General features: G+C 49.0%; 15 protein-coding genes. 14 read left to right on the top strand and 1 reads right to left on the bottom strand.

What is annotated here, in order from left to right; all coding sequences use genetic code 11:
• Positions 1-26 precede the first annotated feature (26 nt).
• Positions 27-1,052, bottom strand: a complete 1,026-nt coding sequence (locus FH603_RS15555) for a hypothetical protein (protein ID WP_186738451.1) — start codon at positions 1,050-1,052, stop codon at positions 27-29.
• Positions 1,053-1,327: 275 nt separating this feature from the next.
• Between FH603_RS15555 and FH603_RS15550 the strand changes: the two genes are divergently transcribed.
• From FH603_RS15550 to FH603_RS15485, 14 genes are all read left to right on the top strand, one after another.
• Positions 1,328-1,702: a LytR/AlgR family response regulator transcription factor gene (locus FH603_RS15550; RefSeq protein WP_186738450.1), complete on the top strand. Its 375-nt coding sequence runs from the start codon at positions 1,328-1,330 to the stop codon at positions 1,700-1,702.
• 638 nt (positions 1,703-2,340) lie between these two features.
• Positions 2,341-3,237, top strand: coding sequence for a glycosyltransferase family protein (locus FH603_RS15545; RefSeq protein WP_186738449.1), 897 nt, complete (start codon positions 2,341-2,343; stop codon positions 3,235-3,237).
• A 15-nt stretch (positions 3,238-3,252) separates the two neighbouring features.
• Positions 3,253-4,710, top strand: a complete 1,458-nt coding sequence (locus FH603_RS15540) for a right-handed parallel beta-helix repeat-containing protein (protein WP_186738448.1) — start codon at positions 3,253-3,255, stop codon at positions 4,708-4,710.
• Positions 4,711-5,500: 790 nt separating this feature from the next.
• Positions 5,501-6,199 carry a polysaccharide biosynthesis/export family protein gene (locus FH603_RS15535; protein ID WP_317171294.1) on the top strand — a complete coding sequence of 233 codons (699 nt, stop codon included), beginning with the start codon at positions 5,501-5,503 and terminating at the stop codon, positions 6,197-6,199.
• Positions 6,200-6,251: 52 nt separating this feature from the next.
• Complete coding sequence (locus FH603_RS15530; protein WP_186738446.1) at positions 6,252-8,552, top strand: GumC family protein; 2,301 nt, start codon at positions 6,252-6,254, stop codon at positions 8,550-8,552.
• Positions 8,553-8,745: 193 nt separating this feature from the next.
• Positions 8,746-9,333 (top strand): sugar transferase, encoded by a 588-nt coding sequence (locus tag FH603_RS15525; RefSeq protein ID WP_317171295.1) that lies wholly within the window; start codon positions 8,746-8,748, stop codon positions 9,331-9,333.
• Between the two features lie 32 nt (positions 9,334-9,365).
• On the top strand, positions 9,366-10,148 hold the full coding sequence (locus FH603_RS15520) for a WecB/TagA/CpsF family glycosyltransferase (RefSeq protein WP_186738444.1): 783 nt from the start codon (positions 9,366-9,368) through the stop codon (positions 10,146-10,148).
• Positions 10,145-11,128, top strand: a complete 984-nt coding sequence (locus FH603_RS15515) for an NAD-dependent epimerase/dehydratase family protein (RefSeq protein ID WP_186738443.1) — start codon at positions 10,145-10,147, stop codon at positions 11,126-11,128. Before FH603_RS15520 ends, FH603_RS15515 begins: the two co-directional genes overlap by 4 nt.
• A complete protein-coding gene (locus FH603_RS15510) occupies positions 11,125-11,472 on the top strand; it encodes a cupin domain-containing protein (protein ID WP_208493142.1) in 348 nt (115 codons plus the stop codon). Before FH603_RS15515 ends, FH603_RS15510 begins: the two co-directional genes overlap by 4 nt.
• Positions 11,473-11,499: 27 nt before the next feature.
• Entirely contained in the window at positions 11,500-12,855 is a 1,356-nt protein-coding gene (locus FH603_RS15505) for a flippase (protein WP_186738442.1), read from the top strand.
• Between the two features lie 5 nt (positions 12,856-12,860).
• The gene (locus tag FH603_RS15500) at positions 12,861-13,769 is read left to right on the top strand and encodes a glycosyltransferase family 2 protein (protein WP_186738441.1); all 909 of its coding nucleotides are present in this window, start codon (positions 12,861-12,863) and stop codon (positions 13,767-13,769) included.
• A 33-nt stretch (positions 13,770-13,802) separates the two neighbouring features.
• On the top strand, positions 13,803-14,969 hold the full coding sequence (locus FH603_RS15495) for a glycosyltransferase family 4 protein (RefSeq protein WP_186738440.1): 1,167 nt from the start codon (positions 13,803-13,805) through the stop codon (positions 14,967-14,969).
• Positions 14,970-14,980: 11 nt separating this feature from the next.
• Positions 14,981-16,243 carry an O-antigen ligase family protein gene (locus FH603_RS15490; protein ID WP_186738439.1) on the top strand — a complete coding sequence of 421 codons (1,263 nt, stop codon included), beginning with the start codon at positions 14,981-14,983 and terminating at the stop codon, positions 16,241-16,243.
• Positions 16,240-17,124 (top strand): glycosyltransferase family 2 protein, encoded by an 885-nt coding sequence (locus FH603_RS15485; RefSeq protein WP_186738438.1) that lies wholly within the window; start codon positions 16,240-16,242, stop codon positions 17,122-17,124. Before FH603_RS15490 ends, FH603_RS15485 begins: the two co-directional genes overlap by 4 nt.
• Positions 17,125-17,157: the final 33 nt, after the last annotated feature.

The following is a 17,157-nucleotide window of genomic DNA, read 5'->3' as shown; positions in this document are numbered from 1 at the left end:
TAGAGAGAGTTAAACTGTATATTGATTCAAAAGGGCCTGTCTGGATTTTTATTCAATTCGTGTTCGAGTTCACTTTCTTCAGTGGTTGAGGGGGTGTTGGTCCGTCGTCCCAAGGGGCTTTTAGGCCGTTGAGCGGATTGCGGGTCAGTAGGCTGGGTTGTTGAGCGGGGTCGGCCAGAACGGCGGCCGGCGGGCTGCGTATTATCCCGGGAAGCCTCCTGCTGTACGCTCGCTGGCTGACTTTCTGTCTTGGTCTGAGCCTCTCTATTGGTAGCCTCCGTTGTGGATTCAACTCTTTTTTTCCGTTCCGATTCCCGCGCTTTTCTTCGGTTGGATCGTCCTGCCGATCTGGACCTAGACGTGGTTTTAGACGCCGATAGTTTGGCTCGTTGCCTGGTACTTAACGGAGTGTTTGCGGGACGCATGGCTTGTGGCTGGCTAGCGGTAGAAGCGGGCTCCCGGCATAAACTGGGGGCTAACTCGCAGCGGTATCTATAGCCCGCAACCAGTAAACACCCAGCTACGAATAAGGCTAAAACACCCCGCCATCTGTTGGTCTGGGCAGGTTGCTGCCGCCCGGCCATGACCACACCAGGTATGATGGCGGGTAGGAGACCGGCACTGCGTGCTGATAGATGGACGATTTCGCTACCGTATGGGGCCTCTATGACCAACTGAGCCTTATGTTTGCCCGCTTTTGCCGAAGCGTAACGAACGTGGATATAGGTCCCTTTCTGAGGGGGCGCAATGGTCAGGCTGGAAGCAAAAGCAGGGCGGCTGTCGCTGGCCAGCTGGAAAAGATCGGGCGCATCGGTAGAGATGGTTACGGGTGTATCGGCATAGTGCTGAGCCAGGGTAAAGGTCAGGAAATGAGGTTTACCCACTGACGTTGTTGGAAACGCCAGGGCATAGGTGCTAACCTGTAAGGTAGGCGTCTGGAGAGAAAGCGATTGAGCAGGGTTGGATGGACTGGACGATGCTGGGGTCGTATCCGCTGCCTTGTGTGAGCCGTCAGTTCGTTCTGACGGGTGAGCAGGTTTGTTGGTACCCATAGAGAATAGGGTTATGGAAAACTACTTGCACAGTAACTAAAATTTTATCTGGTTACTATGACCATAGGTTTTATGAACTTTAATAATATTTGTAGGTACTCATAAAGTTAGGCAAAGGACTATAGGCTCAACGGGTAGAAATGAAGGCATTTTTTAGCGTGTCAATAGCTCAATGGGTGAGTAGGTATATGGTCGCTAACGACATAACGTGTGACATAAACATCCAGGATCGAGTTGATAGCGTAAATGTGTAGTGACATCTATATATACCTTATATGTTAACTATTAATCTTCCAGGACAGCGCCAACCCGTTTCAGTCCAGTCAATTGTCTGGCTTAAAGGCGAAGCTAACTACACATGGGTACATCAACTTGATGGACACTCGTTAATAGTTTCGCAACCGCTTGGCTGGTTCGAGGACAAACTCAATTTCATTCGCGTTCATCGCTCAGCTATAGTAAACCCGATTTATGTACAGGAGTTTAAACAGAAGAGGGGTAGAACCGGCTGGATTCAACTATCTGATGGTACATTGCTATCGGTGGCCCGTAACCGGCTGGAGTATACGGCCAACCAACTAAAACAGGTAGAGGACACCTTGGGCACACCTGAATCACATACGGAAGGAAACATCAGTAATGGCCTTTAGTGGTCTTCAACGATGTTTTCTTCAACGATAACATCAATCAGCCGGTCCCGTTTCGAAGGTCATCTGTACGACGATCGTTGAAGCTGGACCGGCTGATTTACGTAATTGAAACGATACTGAATGCAACATACATAGTCCAGAAAATAAGTATGTACTCCTTCTGTCAGTTACTGTATGAGTGGGTATTGCCTTATTATCTCTTGAAAATTATTTGAAATATCTAATTTTTAGTATGCTATATAGTCGCTAGAGATAATGTCAATATTACCAAAACGTATGATTCGTTACGCTATGTGTCCTTATAATTAAAATCGCAATTCAACAGTCTAACATTGAATCGATTATTTCTTTGAATTGATCCGGTAATTTTGGGTTGTACTTCTACACAGTGAAGTACTAAAGTTCCTAAGCACCTCCTCTTCGCCGTACGATTACTGATCGTTAACATTAGTATAGCCAGCAAGCGCTATAAACTGGCAAACTAAGATTGGTCAACAACCCATTGAAACCAATGTATAGCCGGTTCACTGATTTTTGTCAAGGAAGTATTTCTATTGATTAAAAAGGTTTTCCTGAACCGTTGTGACAGCGCCGGTTACCCCACAGTCTACTCATTTGTTACGAATTCTTACTCAACTATGAACGCACCAGTTCTGCTGTTTGCCTACAAACGCCCGACTGAATTAAAAGCAACGCTTGAGGCTCTTCAGGCCAACCATCTGGCGCCAGAGAGTGATCTGTACATCTTTGTTGATGCACCTAAACGGGCGCAGGATGCAGCGAAGGTTGCTGAGGTTCATGAAGTACTGGATGGGGCAACGGGTTTCCGAACCATCCACCGCGATTACGCCAAGACCAATATCGGGTGTGCCGACTCAATCATTCGGGGTATCTCCTATGTGCTGGATCGATTCCCGTCGGCTATTATCGTAGAAGACGATCTGATCACAGCCCCGAATTTTCTGGACTATATGAATCAGTGCCTGCGTCAGTACGAAACCGATAAAAACGTGTACTCCATTTCCGGGTATACCATGCCGCTCGGCCATCCGGACGATTATCCATTCGAGACCTACTTCGTACCTCGTCACAGTCCCTGGGGCTGGGCTACCTGGGCCGACCGCTGGCAATCGGTCGACTGGAACATGACAGATTATCCGGAGTTTGAAAAGGATCGCACGCAGCAGAAAGCGTTTATGCAGGGTGGATCAGATCTGGTTGGTATGTTGCGCGACCAAATGGAGGGCCGGGCCGATGCCTGGGATATCCGGTTCTGCTACAATCGATTCAAGGCAAACGGTTTATCTGTTTATCCCACTGTGTCGAAGGTGCAGAATATAGGTTTTGGTGAGGAAGCTACACACACCAACATCTACAATCGATATAAAACGCCATTGGATACCGGTACCAAGCGTGTTTTTGACCTGGCCGAAAGTCCACAGATTACCGACTATTACCATCGCCGGACGTTACAACGCTACAGCGTTGCTACCCGGGTTTATAACAAGCTAAAGACCTACGCGGGTCTGCGGTGATTTTCGCAAAAACCTATGAGGCATCTACTAGCTGTTCAATTGACTTTTTTATTCATTTTTCTGCTCGTGCTGGCTGCCTGTAAAGAATCCGAACCGATTCCCGACCAGGTTGTGCAACGGCAGGATACAATGACGATTGCCAGTCTGAGAATGTTTCAGACCCATACAGTTCCCAGTAGCATCCGCATCACCGATGCTGGTCGGGAGGGTACGTTTAACCTCGTATTCAGCGATCTGGTAAGTGCCGATAATATGGGCACTGTGTTAGTGATGGCAAATGGCAGACGTTATATACGGGAATACACGGGACCTGCCAGTGCGTTCTGGTTTGGTATCGAACCCACCGACTCCGACATTGGTCCTGAACTCCAGACAGCAGTTAGTGCCGTCGATGACCTTATTATTCCAGATGGCACGTATACGCAGCTCACAACTGTTCACTTACGTAGTGGGATGAGTGTTCGAAGCAATCCGGGTAAGGTGACGATTACGCTGCCTAAAACCTACGTTTCATTTGCCAACGCTACTGATCCATCTATCCCGCTAGATAATGTAGTTATCGATGGATTATCATGGACGGTCACTTCACAGGAGAAAGGAACGTATGGTGTCATTTATATCGACGGTCCTTCAGTAACGAATCTGACTGTACAGAACTGTACCAGCACCGATGCGGCAGCAAAGGACAGTACTAACTGGATGACACTAAAAATCCAGACCAACAGGATAGCCAGCAACATTCTGGTCAGGAACAATTCTGTAGAAGCCAAGCGGATGGGGTGTGAGATCTTCAACCATGATAATCCCAGCATCTATGCGGGTAAATCGATTGAAGTGAGCAATAACTATTTTCACGATTGTCATTTTGGGATTTCTCTGTCTGGCCCCCTGGAAGGCCTTACCGTAGCGGCTAACCATGTCAAGGATTGTAGCCTGTTCGGTATTGAAATTGCCGGGGCTGCCCGTAGTGTCACTATTACCGATAATAAGTTCGAAGGAGTGTTCGACAAGTTCCTAGAAGGATCAAACGATGGTAATGGCAACGGGTCTGTAACAGGAGGGATGCTTATCTCTGGTAATACAACCGTTGGCCAGTGTGTAGGCGGAGTTCAACTGTTCAACGGTGGGGCTGTCAACTTTACCAAAAACAAGTTTAACATGACGGGTATGCTGGAAATCGGGCACTCTACAAAAGGAGGTAACTTCACAGATAACGTGCTGGAAAGTACTGCCAACAAGGCTGTGATTTGCGACAATTCGCCCAACAACACATTTAGCGGCAACCAGATTTCGAATGAGACCAGTCCCGGCAATCAGGCAACTTTTATGTCATATGGCAGCAAGGCCATCGATAATCTGCTAACCAACAACCGAATGGGCAAGGGACCCGGTGGTAAGTATTACGAAGGGGTACAGGGTGGCACTGTCAATGCATCGGCAAACGTTGATACGAAAGGCAATCCAGTACCATAACTGAAAATAGAATCAGTAGGAGAAGCTGTATCATACCAGTTTCGTATAGACCGTCCGTTTGATCAGGTCCTGAGCAATTAGTGGCTTGATCAAGTGGACATTTTTTTTAGGCTAAAGATGCGCTGGTAGTACTATTCGGTGATTGACTTGCTCCAATTATCCACTTGCAAAGTAGCTGTTTTTACGTGGCATGTAGCTGAGGAAAACGATAATACGATTTTAGAAATCAGTTACACTAACCAAAGGATAGAAATATAACTTTTCTCACAGTTACTGTATGAGTGGGTATTGCCTCATTATCTCTTGAAAATTATTTGAAATATCTAATTTTTAGTATGCTATATAATCTCTAAAGATAATGTCAATATTACTGAAGTTGCCAATCAGTAAATATAAATACCAATATAATTAAAGAGGAGCGTAGGTAGCTATGTGCCCTATTCCATTATTCCCTCAATAGATTCTGGTACTTTTGAGGTAAGAACTTTTAGGAAAGCACGCTTTACTCGCGTGCTTTCTCTCCCACCGAACGCCTATCTTATTGATAAACAGAGCACCCACTTGGGTCCAGCTGTTATTAAGTTGTATTTATTGAACGAGGCCTGTATAATTTACCTATCAGTTACCAACGCCGTTGTGTATACCAGATAAATCCAAATCAGGCTTTAAATTAAGATTGGTGAAAATGATAAAAAATGAATTGCGCGTGTGGGTGAAAGCCTGGATAAGTCCAATGGTAATCTGCCTCTGGATAGGAGTTTTAGCCGGATGTTCATCCGCTAAGAAATTAGTGTATTTCCAAGGTCTGACGAAGGGCGAAGATACTGTCTCAATTGCCGAACCATTCATTCCTACTGTCAAAAAAGGTGATGTTTTGTCGATACAGGTGAGCAGTCTGAATTCGGAGGCAACTGTTTATTTTAACCCGTCTGCTTCGGCTTCTACAAACATCACGAATAACGGTGCCAACCCATTGGTCAATACCCCTGGTTACCTGGTTGCCAATGACGGTACAATTAAACTGCCGCTGGTTGGTCAACTGCCTGTTGCCGATTTGAATACGACCCAGATTGCCGATTTAATTACCACAAAACTGAAGCCCTATCTAAAAGAGCCAACGGTCAATGTCCGCAACTTGAACTTTCGGATTTCGGTATTGGGGGAGGTGGCCCGGCCAGCCTTGTTCACCATTCCGAACGAACGAATAACCATACCGGAAGCGCTGGGATTAGCTGGTGATCTAACGATCTATGGTCGTCGTGATAACGTACTGGTCATTCGGGAAGAAGGTAATAAACGCATCTTCACCCGCATCGACCTGACGAACCGGGATGCCTTTCGGTCGCCTTATTATTCACTGCATCCAAATGATGTCGTCTATATAGAACCAGGCAAAGCTCGTGTAACGAGCGTAGACCGGACCTACCAGCTGGCTCCTGTTTTCATCGGTATTCTATCGCTTATCGCCATTATCGTGACGCGTAATTAGTCAGCCATTTCGCCCAACCATCACCCTACTCAACAATCTCAATATTACAACCATGAGTGCAAAGTCAAACTACTCATATGTGCCTTACCAGGTAGTCGATTCGTCTGAATCGAACGTTCGGACGCATCTGGCGCCCTATGTGCGGAACTGGCCTTGGTATGTGCTTACTATTGGCCTGGCGTTGGCCGGTGCTTATGTTTACCTGTTGTACAAGCAGCCTATCTACCGGATCCAGGCGAGCCTTTTGCTTCAGGACGAAAAGAAAGGGAACGCACAAGCCAGCCCACTAAAGGAGCTGGACGTTTACAACCCTAAGAAAGTGGTTGAGAACGAACTCGAAGTGTTACGTTCCAATACGCTTATGGAGCGTGTTGTGGCGGATCTGCATCTCGAAAACAAATACTTCCACAGTACATCGTTCGGCAAGCGGGAGATCTACAACGAATCGCCGGTTCTGCTGCTTACCGAAGCGCCCAATCAGGAGCTGTACAAAAAGCCGCTTTCCTTGTCGTTCGTTAATAGCCAGTCGGTACGGATTAACGAAAAAACGTATCCGCTCAACCAGAGCGTCCAAACGCCTTACGGTAAACTGCGTGTGCTTACCCGCCGGGCAGTGAGCGACACTACAGCGCCAATCATTGTGCAGGCTATGCCCCGGACGGCTGCCATTGGGACTTACCTGAGCAGCCTGAAAGCGGAACCAACGAGTAAAACCTCAACGGTTATCCACCTGACAATTGAAGATGCCGTTCCGCAGAAAGGTGAAGCGATTCTGAACAGCCTCATCAAGGAATACAACCATGCCGCTATTGTCGACAAGAACAAAGTGGCTTCCAATACACTCCGTTTCGTTGAAGACCGGCTTCAGATGGTTTCGGGCGAGTTATCGTCGGTTGAAAAACGGGTCGAGACCTACAAGTCGTCGCAGGGTATAACGAACCTGAGCGAACAGGCGCAGTCGCTTTTACAGAAGACACAGCAAAATGATGCTCAGCTCAACCAGGTAAATATTCAGCTGGCGACGCTTAACGACCTACAGAAATTCATCAGCAATCAATCAGGCAAGCGGGGCGGCACACCGGCAACGGTAGGGTTGAACGACCCCGTCTTGCTCGGACAGATCGAGAAGCTGTCAACGTTACAGTTACAGCGGGACAATTTGACCGAGACCACGTCGGAAGAAAACCCTATGCTGCAGACGTTGGAGAAGCAGATCAAGGCAACCAAGGAAAACGTCGGACAGAACATCGAGTCGATGAAGACGATGCTGGAAAGTTCGCAGCAGCAGTACCAGGCCAAGAACGAATCGATGGAAGGTGTTATCCGGTCTATCCCGCAGCAGGAGCGTACGTTACTGGATATCACACGTCAGCAAGGTATCAAGAACAACCTGTACACGTACCTGCTTCAGAAAAGGGAAGAACTGGCCGTATCATTTGCTGCTGCAATCTCTGACAGCCGTACTATTGATGCTGCTCAGAGCAGTGACTCACCTATCAAACCTGTTGGTATCGTTTTCTATGCTTTGTTCGGGCTGGTAGGTTTGCTGGTGCCAACGGCGGCTATTGCCAGCAAAGGTGCCCTGAACACACGGGTTATGCGTCGGGGTGATGTCGAAGAGGTAACGAACGTCCCGATCCTAGGCGAGGTGATGCACAAACGCCAGCGCGAAGCACTGGTTGTAGCGCCAAATAACCGGTCGGTCATTGCTGAGCAGATCAGAACGATCCGCACCAACCTGCACATTGGCCAGAGTGAAGATGCCAGCAGCCGCGTGTTACTCTTTACCTCCAGTATGAGCGGTGAGGGCAAGTCATTCATTTCGCTGAATCTTGGTGCCAGCCTGGCCATGCTGAAGCAGCCTACCGTTATTCTGGAAATGGACATGCGGATGCCCCGTCTACACCAGGTGTTCGATGTCAATAATAACATTGGGTTGAGTGACTACCTGAACGACGAAGCTACGCTGGACGATATTCTGAAACCCGTACCCGGCTATCCTAACTACTTCATTATCCCAAGTGGGCCTTTACCGCCGGATCCGTCGGAACTGTTGAGCGGTCCGCAACTGAAGCAGCTACTGGCCCAGCTTCGTGAGCGATTTAAAACGATTATCATCGATGCGCCACCAATTGGTATCGTTACCGATGCACAGATCATTGCGCCTTTTGCCGATGCTACCCTGTTCGTCATTCGCCATGGTGTAACGCCGAAACACAGCCTCAAAATCCTGGATACTCTCCACCGGGAGCAACGTTTCCAGAACCTGAATATCATCCTGAATTCAGTAGGTGGCAGCAGCGATGCTTATCACTTCAGCAGCCGCTACAAAAACAGCTATTCCTACCGGTAAACGGCATTGAGCAGGCGATAATCGATTAGTTGCCTATAGGAATTGTGTGTCTGATTCACAGGTACTTTATACTCAACAAGCATTAATTAGTAACCATATGCAGGCTTTCTCTAATCCCGAAACTGTTAGGGCCTACAAAGCCCTTGGCCGAGATGTTGAGCCTATTTCGTATACCTCGAAGCTAAGCTTCAGTGTGTTGAAGAAACGAGCTTTCGATGTTACAGTAGCCACCTTGGTGACAAGCACAGTCCTCATTTGGCTAATTCCTCTACTTGGACTGTTGATTAAGATGACATCTAAAGGACCTGTCATTTTTGTTCAGATGCGTTCGGGTCGGAATGGGCGGGTGTTCAAATGCCTGAAGTTCAGGACGATGTCTTACAGCCCATCGGCTGAGTTTCGTCAGGCAACCAGCAATGACATGCGCGTTACCCGCATTGGCCGGTTCCTGCGCAAAACCAATCTGGATGAGCTACCTCAGTTTTTGAATGTGCTGGCAGGCCATATGAGTGTTGTTGGACCCCGTCCACATCCACTGCCGCTCGATGAGCAATACTGGGTGTCCCTGCCTGGCTACAAAGAGCGCTACCAGGTAAAGCCGGGTATAACCGGACTGGCACAGTCGCGGGGAGCACGGGGCGAAACCGATGAGTTCTACAAAATGGTGCACCGGGTTCGCTACGATCATTTGTACATCCGCCGGAAATCGCTCCGGCTCGATACCCAGATATGCTTGTGGACTGTTCAGGCTGCCCTGAAAGGCAACAAAGGAGCCTGGTAATCCAATTAAGGCGCAATTAATCCAGCCAACAAATGATAAAGGTTTTAGATGTCGAATTGTACGATGCCGGGCTGGATTCAGCGGTATCAGAAACGATCAGGCAGTGTGGTTCTGCCATGCCCCGCCAGAATCGGTGCATCAGTGCTACCGGTGCGCATGGTCTTGTGACGGCGTTCAAAGAGCCGGAGTTTAAATCGGTGCTGGATTCTTTCTACTGGAATCTGCCCGATGGTATGCCGGGGGTGTGGGTTGGTCGCCGGAAAGGAGCCAGTCAAATGACGCGCTGCTACGGTCCCGATTTTTTCAAACAGGTGATGACCGATAGTGCCAGCAAGCCAGTTCGTCATTTTCTGTGCGGGGGGCAGGAGGGAGTTGCCGACGAGTTGAAGAAAAGCGTCGGTGCCAAGTTTGCTAACCACGGGGTTGTCGGTACGTTCTGCCCGCCTTTTCGGGAAATGTCGGATCAGGAGTTTAAAGACCTGGCTCATACCATCAACAGTTCCGGTGCCAACATTGTCTGGATCGGCCTGAGTACGCCAAAGCAGGAACGCTTTGCCCGCAGGCTGGCTCAGTGGGTTTCGGTCAACTTTATCGTTACCGTCGGTGCTGCATTCGATTTTCACACAGATCGCGTGGTGCAGGCCCCTGGCTGGATGCAACGAAATTCGCTGGAGTGGTTTTTCCGGCTGATGACCGAGCCTAAACGGCTCTATAAGCGCTACCTGGAAATCGTGCCGCTATTTATATACCTCAATTTGAAAGAAGTCTTTTCACCTGTTAAACAAACTACCGCTACGGCGGATCAACAATTATGAAAAAAGCGCTTGTCTGTGGTGCTGGTGGCTTTATCGGCGGCCACCTGGTTAACCGACTGAAGTCGGAAGGGTATTGGGTACGTGGTGTCGATGTTAAATCGAACGAATACGGTAACGACAATGCCGATGAGTTTGTGATCGGTGACCTGCGTGATCCAATCGTTGCCAATGAAGTAGTAACGTCCGATCTGGATGAAATCTATCAGCTGGCGGCCGACATGGGCGGAGCTGGTTTCGTCTTTACTGGTACCAATGATGCTGCGATCATGCACAACTCGGTATTGTGTAATCTGAACGTGCTCGACGCGGCTAAGAACAAGGGTGTCAAAAAGATATTTTATTCGTCGTCGGCCTGTATTTATCCGGAATACAACCAGATGGATGCCAACAACCCGACCTGTTCAGAAGCGTCGGCCTATCCGGCGGCTCCCGACAGCGAATATGGCTGGGAGAAACTATTCTCGGAGCGTTTGTTCCTGACGTATCAGAAAAACCACGGTATCGACGTTCGCGTGGCCCGTTTCCACAACATCTTCGGACCACAGGGTACGTGGGAAGGTGGTCGTGAAAAAGCACCAGCTGCCGTTTGCCGTAAAGTAGCGATGGCTGAGAATGGTGAGTCGATCGAAATATGGGGTGATGGTAAGCAAACCCGTTCGTTCCTGATCGTCGATGAGTGTGTAGAAGGTATTCGTCGGCTAATGGAATCGGACTTCAGCGGCCCGGTAAACATTGGTTCGGAAGAGATGATCTCCCTCAATGATTTCGCCAAGATGGTTATTAAGATTTCGGGCAAAGATTTGACGATCAATAATATTCCTGGTCCGCTGGGTGTTCGGGGTCGTAATTCTGACAACCAACTGATTCAGGAGAAACTAGGCTGGGCACCATCGACGCCATTAGCTGAAGGTGTTAAGAAAACCTACCAGTGGATCACCAATCAGGTTAAGTCGAAAGTAGAAGAACCTGTTGAGGCATGATTAGTAAAATAACGGCTTCCCTGGCTGATCTGGCACCAGAACTGACAGCGCATGCACAGGGGGCCAAACAAGTATTTCTGCGGAATGGCGACACGCCGACCAACGTAACTCAGGTTGCGTACGGCGTGTTTGCCAATACCGACTACTGCGAGATGCACGCTCATGCTACGATGGAGGAATGCTTTTTCTTCCTGAAGGGTGAAGGCAAGTATACCGTCGATGGCACTGAGATTGCATTGAGTAATGGTGTTTTCGTCCGTATACCGGCTGGAATACCGCACCGGCTCGAAGCAACCGGCAACGAGCCGCTGGAATACGTCTATTTTGGTGTGGCTACCGAATAAGTGCCAAACACACGTTAAAGAACAACCATGGTTAGTGAGAATCCTGTTGCCGAATCGAAGGCACCCCTGTCAAAGTCAACGCTGAAGCGGTTTGCTATCAACGTGGCCTCGCTGTTCAGCGTCCACGTGGCAAACATGTTACTGCCGTTGCTGACGGTGCCTTACGTGGTCAGGATCATCGGACCGGAGCGATTGGGGTTACTCAATTTCTCGATGGCCTACGTGGCGTATTTCACGCTGCTGATCAACTATGGATTCGAGATGGCGGCTGTACGGGCCATTGCTGCCGACCGCATGAATAAAGCGTTGGTGAGTAAGGTTTTTAGCGAGGTGTTGACGGGCAAAGCACTTTTGTTTGGTTTGTCGACAGTTGTTTTTGGCTTTGTGACCTACTTCACGCCTGAGTTTCGGGAGCATATGTGGCTACACATAAGTACATACCTGAGTTGTATAGGGGTTGTCCTGTTTCCAATCTGGTTATTTCAGGCCATGGAGGATCTCAGCCGGGTAGCCTTATTTAACCTGATCGTAAAAGTACTGTTCACCCTGTCGGTCTTCTTACTGATCCGTCAACCTGACGACTACATCTACCAGAATCTGGCGATTAGCGTTGCACAGGTTCTGGTGAGTATCATCGCTTTGCTGGTAGCGTTACGCCGATTTGGCGTACAGTTCAACCTGCCTACGATGGATGCAATGATCGTGCGGTTCCGGGCCGACAGCACGCTGTTCTTTTCGTCGGTTATGATTACGTTATATGCGGGATCGGCCACGTTCGTGCTGGGTCTTTTCAGTACACCATATAACGTGGGTATTTTTTCGGCCGGAACACGGATTGAAGGAATTGCCCGTGCTTTTGTGGCGCTGGCGCTGAATCAGGCTTTTTTTCCGATCGTAGCCAACGCGTTCGGGAAAGGCCGGGAGTCTGGCCTTCGGGTAGTACAAACAACGTTTTTTCCGTTGTTTATCCTTATGGTCATGGTATCGGCGGGGTTGTGGGTGATTGCTCCGGTATTTATCAACCTGTTCTACGGCAACAAGTTTCAGGATGCGATTCTGGTGCTGCGCATTGTTTCGCTATTACCAATTACCATCGGTATCAGTAACCTGCTGGGTATCCATACGATGCTGAACCTTCGTATGGATCGGGCGTTTTTTGTCATTTCTGCTATCGGTTCGGTAGTTGGGCTAGCCCTCAACATTCTGATGATTAAAGAAATGGGCTATGTAGGGGCCGCTTACGCATGGGTAGCTGCTGAGGTATGTATTACCCTCAGTATGTATGGCTACCTCCGCTACAAGGGAATACAGATCATAAATATAGAGCGTCTCCACGAAGCGATTGCTTTCAGCAGAGACCGATTGACCACATTATTTAAATAACAAACATGGAAACTGTAGCCGCCGTCGTGGTGACCTATAACCGGATTGCCGATTTGCAAAAATGCATCGAGAGTTTGCGTCAGCAGTCGCGAGCGCTGGATGCCATTATTGTCATCGACAACGGCAGCACCGATGGAACCGACACCTGGCTGGCTGAGCAGACCGGTTTGTCTATTGTTCGTCAGGCCAACCTGGGCGGAGCTGGTGGCTTCGCTACGGGTATCGACGAAGCCTACAAGCGGTCTTACGACTGGCTGTGGTGTATGGATGATGATTGCCTGGCTGCGCCCGACGCGCTGGAAAAACTGATGAACGCACCTAATATTGGTCCGTGCATTAAAAACTCGGTTTCGGTCAGTAACCAGGATCACAGTGAACTCGCGTTTTACGTTGATCGGCCTAACCGTTCGTATCGGAAGGTAGCTGATATGACGCAGTTCGACCTGGTGTATGGCGTAGCCTTCTTTTTCAATGGCACACTGATCAGTTCGGAAGTAGTTAAAGCCATTGGCTTGCCCGACAAGAAATTATTCATCTGGGGGGATGAGGTCGAATACATGACCCGCGCTCAAAAAATGGGTTTCCCCGTCGTTACGGTACCTTCCAGCATTTTCTATCACCCGCCCTCCTTCGACCGAAATGGTATTCCATGGCCTGGTGCCTGGAAACAGTACTATGCCGTCCGAAATCAGCGCCGGGTGTTTCAGAATATCCATGGCAACAAATATGGGCTGGTGGTCTTTATGAGCTGGTCGCTAAGGGAAACGATGGCACAGGCGGTAGCCAAACGGGCTAACCGCATGTACAACTTCCTGATCTATAGCGAAGCGGCTATCGACAGTGTGTTTAACAACTTCCGGAAGAAGCCAAACCATATTTTGACTGTTCGTCTTTATCGATTATTGAATAAATAAACGAATTGACCGGTATAATAGAATACTGACTCTATGCGGATATTACTCGTTGCATCAGCCACACCATCCTCTAAAACGGGGGTTACGGCTCACTATAATCGCCTACTGGCCCATTTGGCTGGCCGGGTTGATTCGGTGCAGCTTGTGACGCCTGAGGATGTTCCGTCCCTGCTCAAAAAAGGGCTGGGAGTGTTGCGTCGGCTGGCGCCCCTGTTTGGTGTGAACGGGCGGGTGATCTGGATGGAAATAGAAAATTACGTTAGCATCTGGGCGTCCGTACGACGGTATCGGGGTGCTATCGATGTGGTACATGCACAGGACGTTACTTCAGGCGCTGCGGCTGCTCTGGGGCTGAATAAACAGGTGCCGGTAACCGTGACCTGCCATTTCAACGATGATCCGCTGTCAGAATATAAAACGGTTTATTCCCTTAATGACTGGACGAACCGGCAGCTGCTGAAGTGGTATCAATTTTTGTTCAAACAGCCTAACTCATTTATAACCGTATCGGACTACATCAAGCGCACATCGGCTTTTCTGCGGCCGGAGGGGGTAGTTTGTGATGTCATTCACAACGGTGTGCCCTTCCCGTCTGAACAACCGCGGCAGGAAGACGATGCGTTTTCAGTCCTGAACATTGGTACGATCGAAGCGCGCAAGAACCAGCGATTGCTGATCGAGACGGCCCATGTGTTGTGCCAGCGCGGTATTACCGATGTGAAGGTGTTGTTTGTAGGGGATGGTCATCAACGCGCCGAACTGGAAACACTAACCCTCGAAAAAGGGCTTCAGGGGCAGGTTCGGTTTGAAGGGTACCAAACGAATATACCCGCTTATCTCCAGCGGGCTTCGCTTTATGTACATACTGCCGTAAACGAATCCTGGGGCTATAGTATCACAGAGGCCATAGCAGCAGGTACACCGGTACTGGCGCTGGAAACAGGCGGTATACCCGAGCAGTTCGACTGGCAACGGGCGGGCTTACTCCCGCTGACGACAACGGCGTCGGAACTGGCAGACGCCATCCTCCGCTACCGGGGAGAAACAGAACGACGATCGCTGGCTCATACACAGTTGATGTTTGCCCGCGACCGGTTCAGTATCGATAACATGATCGACAAGCACCTGTATGTGTACCGGCGTCTATGCCGTCGGATCGTCTCCGAAGACGCACATAACCCAGCTGTAGCAGTTTCCTGAAATAACGTATTATGATAAACTGGATCTATCGGATTGTACTATGTATCCTGTTGTTTGGGGTGAGCGCCCTGATCTATGGGGGAAATTCGCTGCATCCACTACTGGACAAAGTGACCAACGGCATTACGCTGGTTGGCATTGCTGGTCTGTTTGTCTTTTTCTTCCGGTTTCCGGTCATCTACAAAGTAGCTGCCTGGGCGTTGCTGCTGGGAGTAACGGGTTTATTGCTCGAATCCCGGTACGAGTACGGGCAGTTTGTCTACTCGTATTTTGTGATCAAACGCTTTGCTTACTGTGGGCTGGCGTTGCTGGCATTTGCCATGGCTATGCAGGGAGGCCCGTTGAAAATCAAGTACATCAATTATGCGATTTTCGCTTTTTACGTTATCAATCAGCTATTTCTGGGCCAGATCTTCAAGTATAATCTGACTTCCGAAAGTCGAACTGTCACCTCGAACGAAGCGCTGTATCTGGTTATTCCGTTTCTGTATTACGCCGTAACTTACCTTAAAGAACGCCGGATCATCGATTTCCTACTGTCCCTGTTCACCTTTGCCTTTATCGTCTTTCTGTTACACCGGTCCGTGATTTCGGCCGCTGTTGTGGTGATGGCCGTTGTGGCCGGGTTGTCATTGATGGGGAAGCTGTCTACCGGCGGATTGCCGATGGGCCGTACCGTGGCAACGCTCGTCGTGTTGCTGGTTGCCTTGACTCCACTGATGGGTATGCTGCCCGGTAATAAAGTTGACGCGTTTCTGGAAAACATCGGGGGTATTCTCTCGCCTAAAGATGACGAAACCGGCAGCTGGCGTCTGGAGCAATCAGAATACTACCTGAGCCAGATACCTGAAAAACCAGTTTTAGGCTGGCGCTACGAGGGGTATGACCGGGGCGAGATTATGGAAAATGAAGATTTTCCGGAGAAAGGCACCATTATCCACTCGCAGTACATCGATATGCTGTATAACTATGGCGCGGCCGGGTTAGCCCTCAATCTACTTATTATACTTGGCACTCTGTTTGTCATTTACCGCCGAAATCCTCAGTTCTCCACGGAACAGACAGTTCTCTTTGGCTTCATTTTCAGCGGTCTGGTCTATGCCGTTTCCTACCAGTTGCCGGTGTTTTACTGGGGTTTTGTCGGGATGGGTATGTGTTACGCCTTCCGCCCTCAAGCTGCCAGCCAACAGGGAAACGGACCTCAGGATGAGCCTATAGAATTCGAATTGTCAGAATCCGAGTCAGTAACCGTTTACAAAACCACACAGTCATGATTAGCATCGTTATACCCGTTCACAACCGAAAAGAATATACCCGGCAGTGCCTGGCGTGTTTGACTGCCCAGACCTACCGCAATTTTCAGATCATAGTCGTGGACGATGGTTCGACCGATGGAACCGACACAATGATTCAGGAGGAATATCCGGAAGTGGTTTTGTTGAAAGGTGATGGTAACCTGTGGTGGACAGAAGCAACTAATTGTGGTATCCGGTATGCACAGCAGCATGAAGATCATCAACAGGTCAACTTTATCCTGACCCTCAACGACGATACACGGGTAAATCCCAATTACCTGCAAACGATGCTCGATGCCTATGATCAGTATCAGCCTTGTCTTGTTGGTTCGATAAGCGTCGATAGCGATAACCCGAACAAGCTGGAGTATGCCGGTACCACCTTTGAATTGTATACCGCCAGTGGACGGCACCTCGCTGAAGATTACAAGTATGATTATCGCGAACTTATTCGGCAGACCGACCACGTCGAGTCACATTCTTTGCCGGGCCGGGGTACGCTGATTCCCATGCAGGTGTTTAACCGGATCGGTTTGTTCGATTCGAAAAACTACATACACTACATGGCCGATATCGAGTTCTCGGTGCGGGCCCGGAAGGCAGGTTATCGCCTGATTGTCAATGCCGCCAGTCTGGTATACGAATATGTAGCAGCTACGGGTATCCAGGTTGAAAAAAAGATCACGTTGAAGCAATTTATCGATGGGTTCACCTCCATCAAATCGCCTACAAACCTGACTGTGCGCTATAATTTTGCTATTGCCCATTCCAAGACTAAAGTGCTTTACTTCTGCTTTGACATCGGCCGTATCTGTGCGGGCTTTGTATTGCGGAAGGTTCGTCTGATGAAGCCGTTATAATACCCGGCTGACGGGCTTGAGCCATCCTTAAAA

The sequence above is a fragment of the Spirosoma utsteinense genome (genome assembly GCF_014282275.1).
In the GTDB taxonomy this organism is placed as follows: domain Bacteria; phylum Bacteroidota; class Bacteroidia; order Cytophagales; family Spirosomataceae; genus Spirosoma; species Spirosoma utsteinense.
This window is presented reverse-complemented; position numbering and strand designations above follow the sequence as displayed.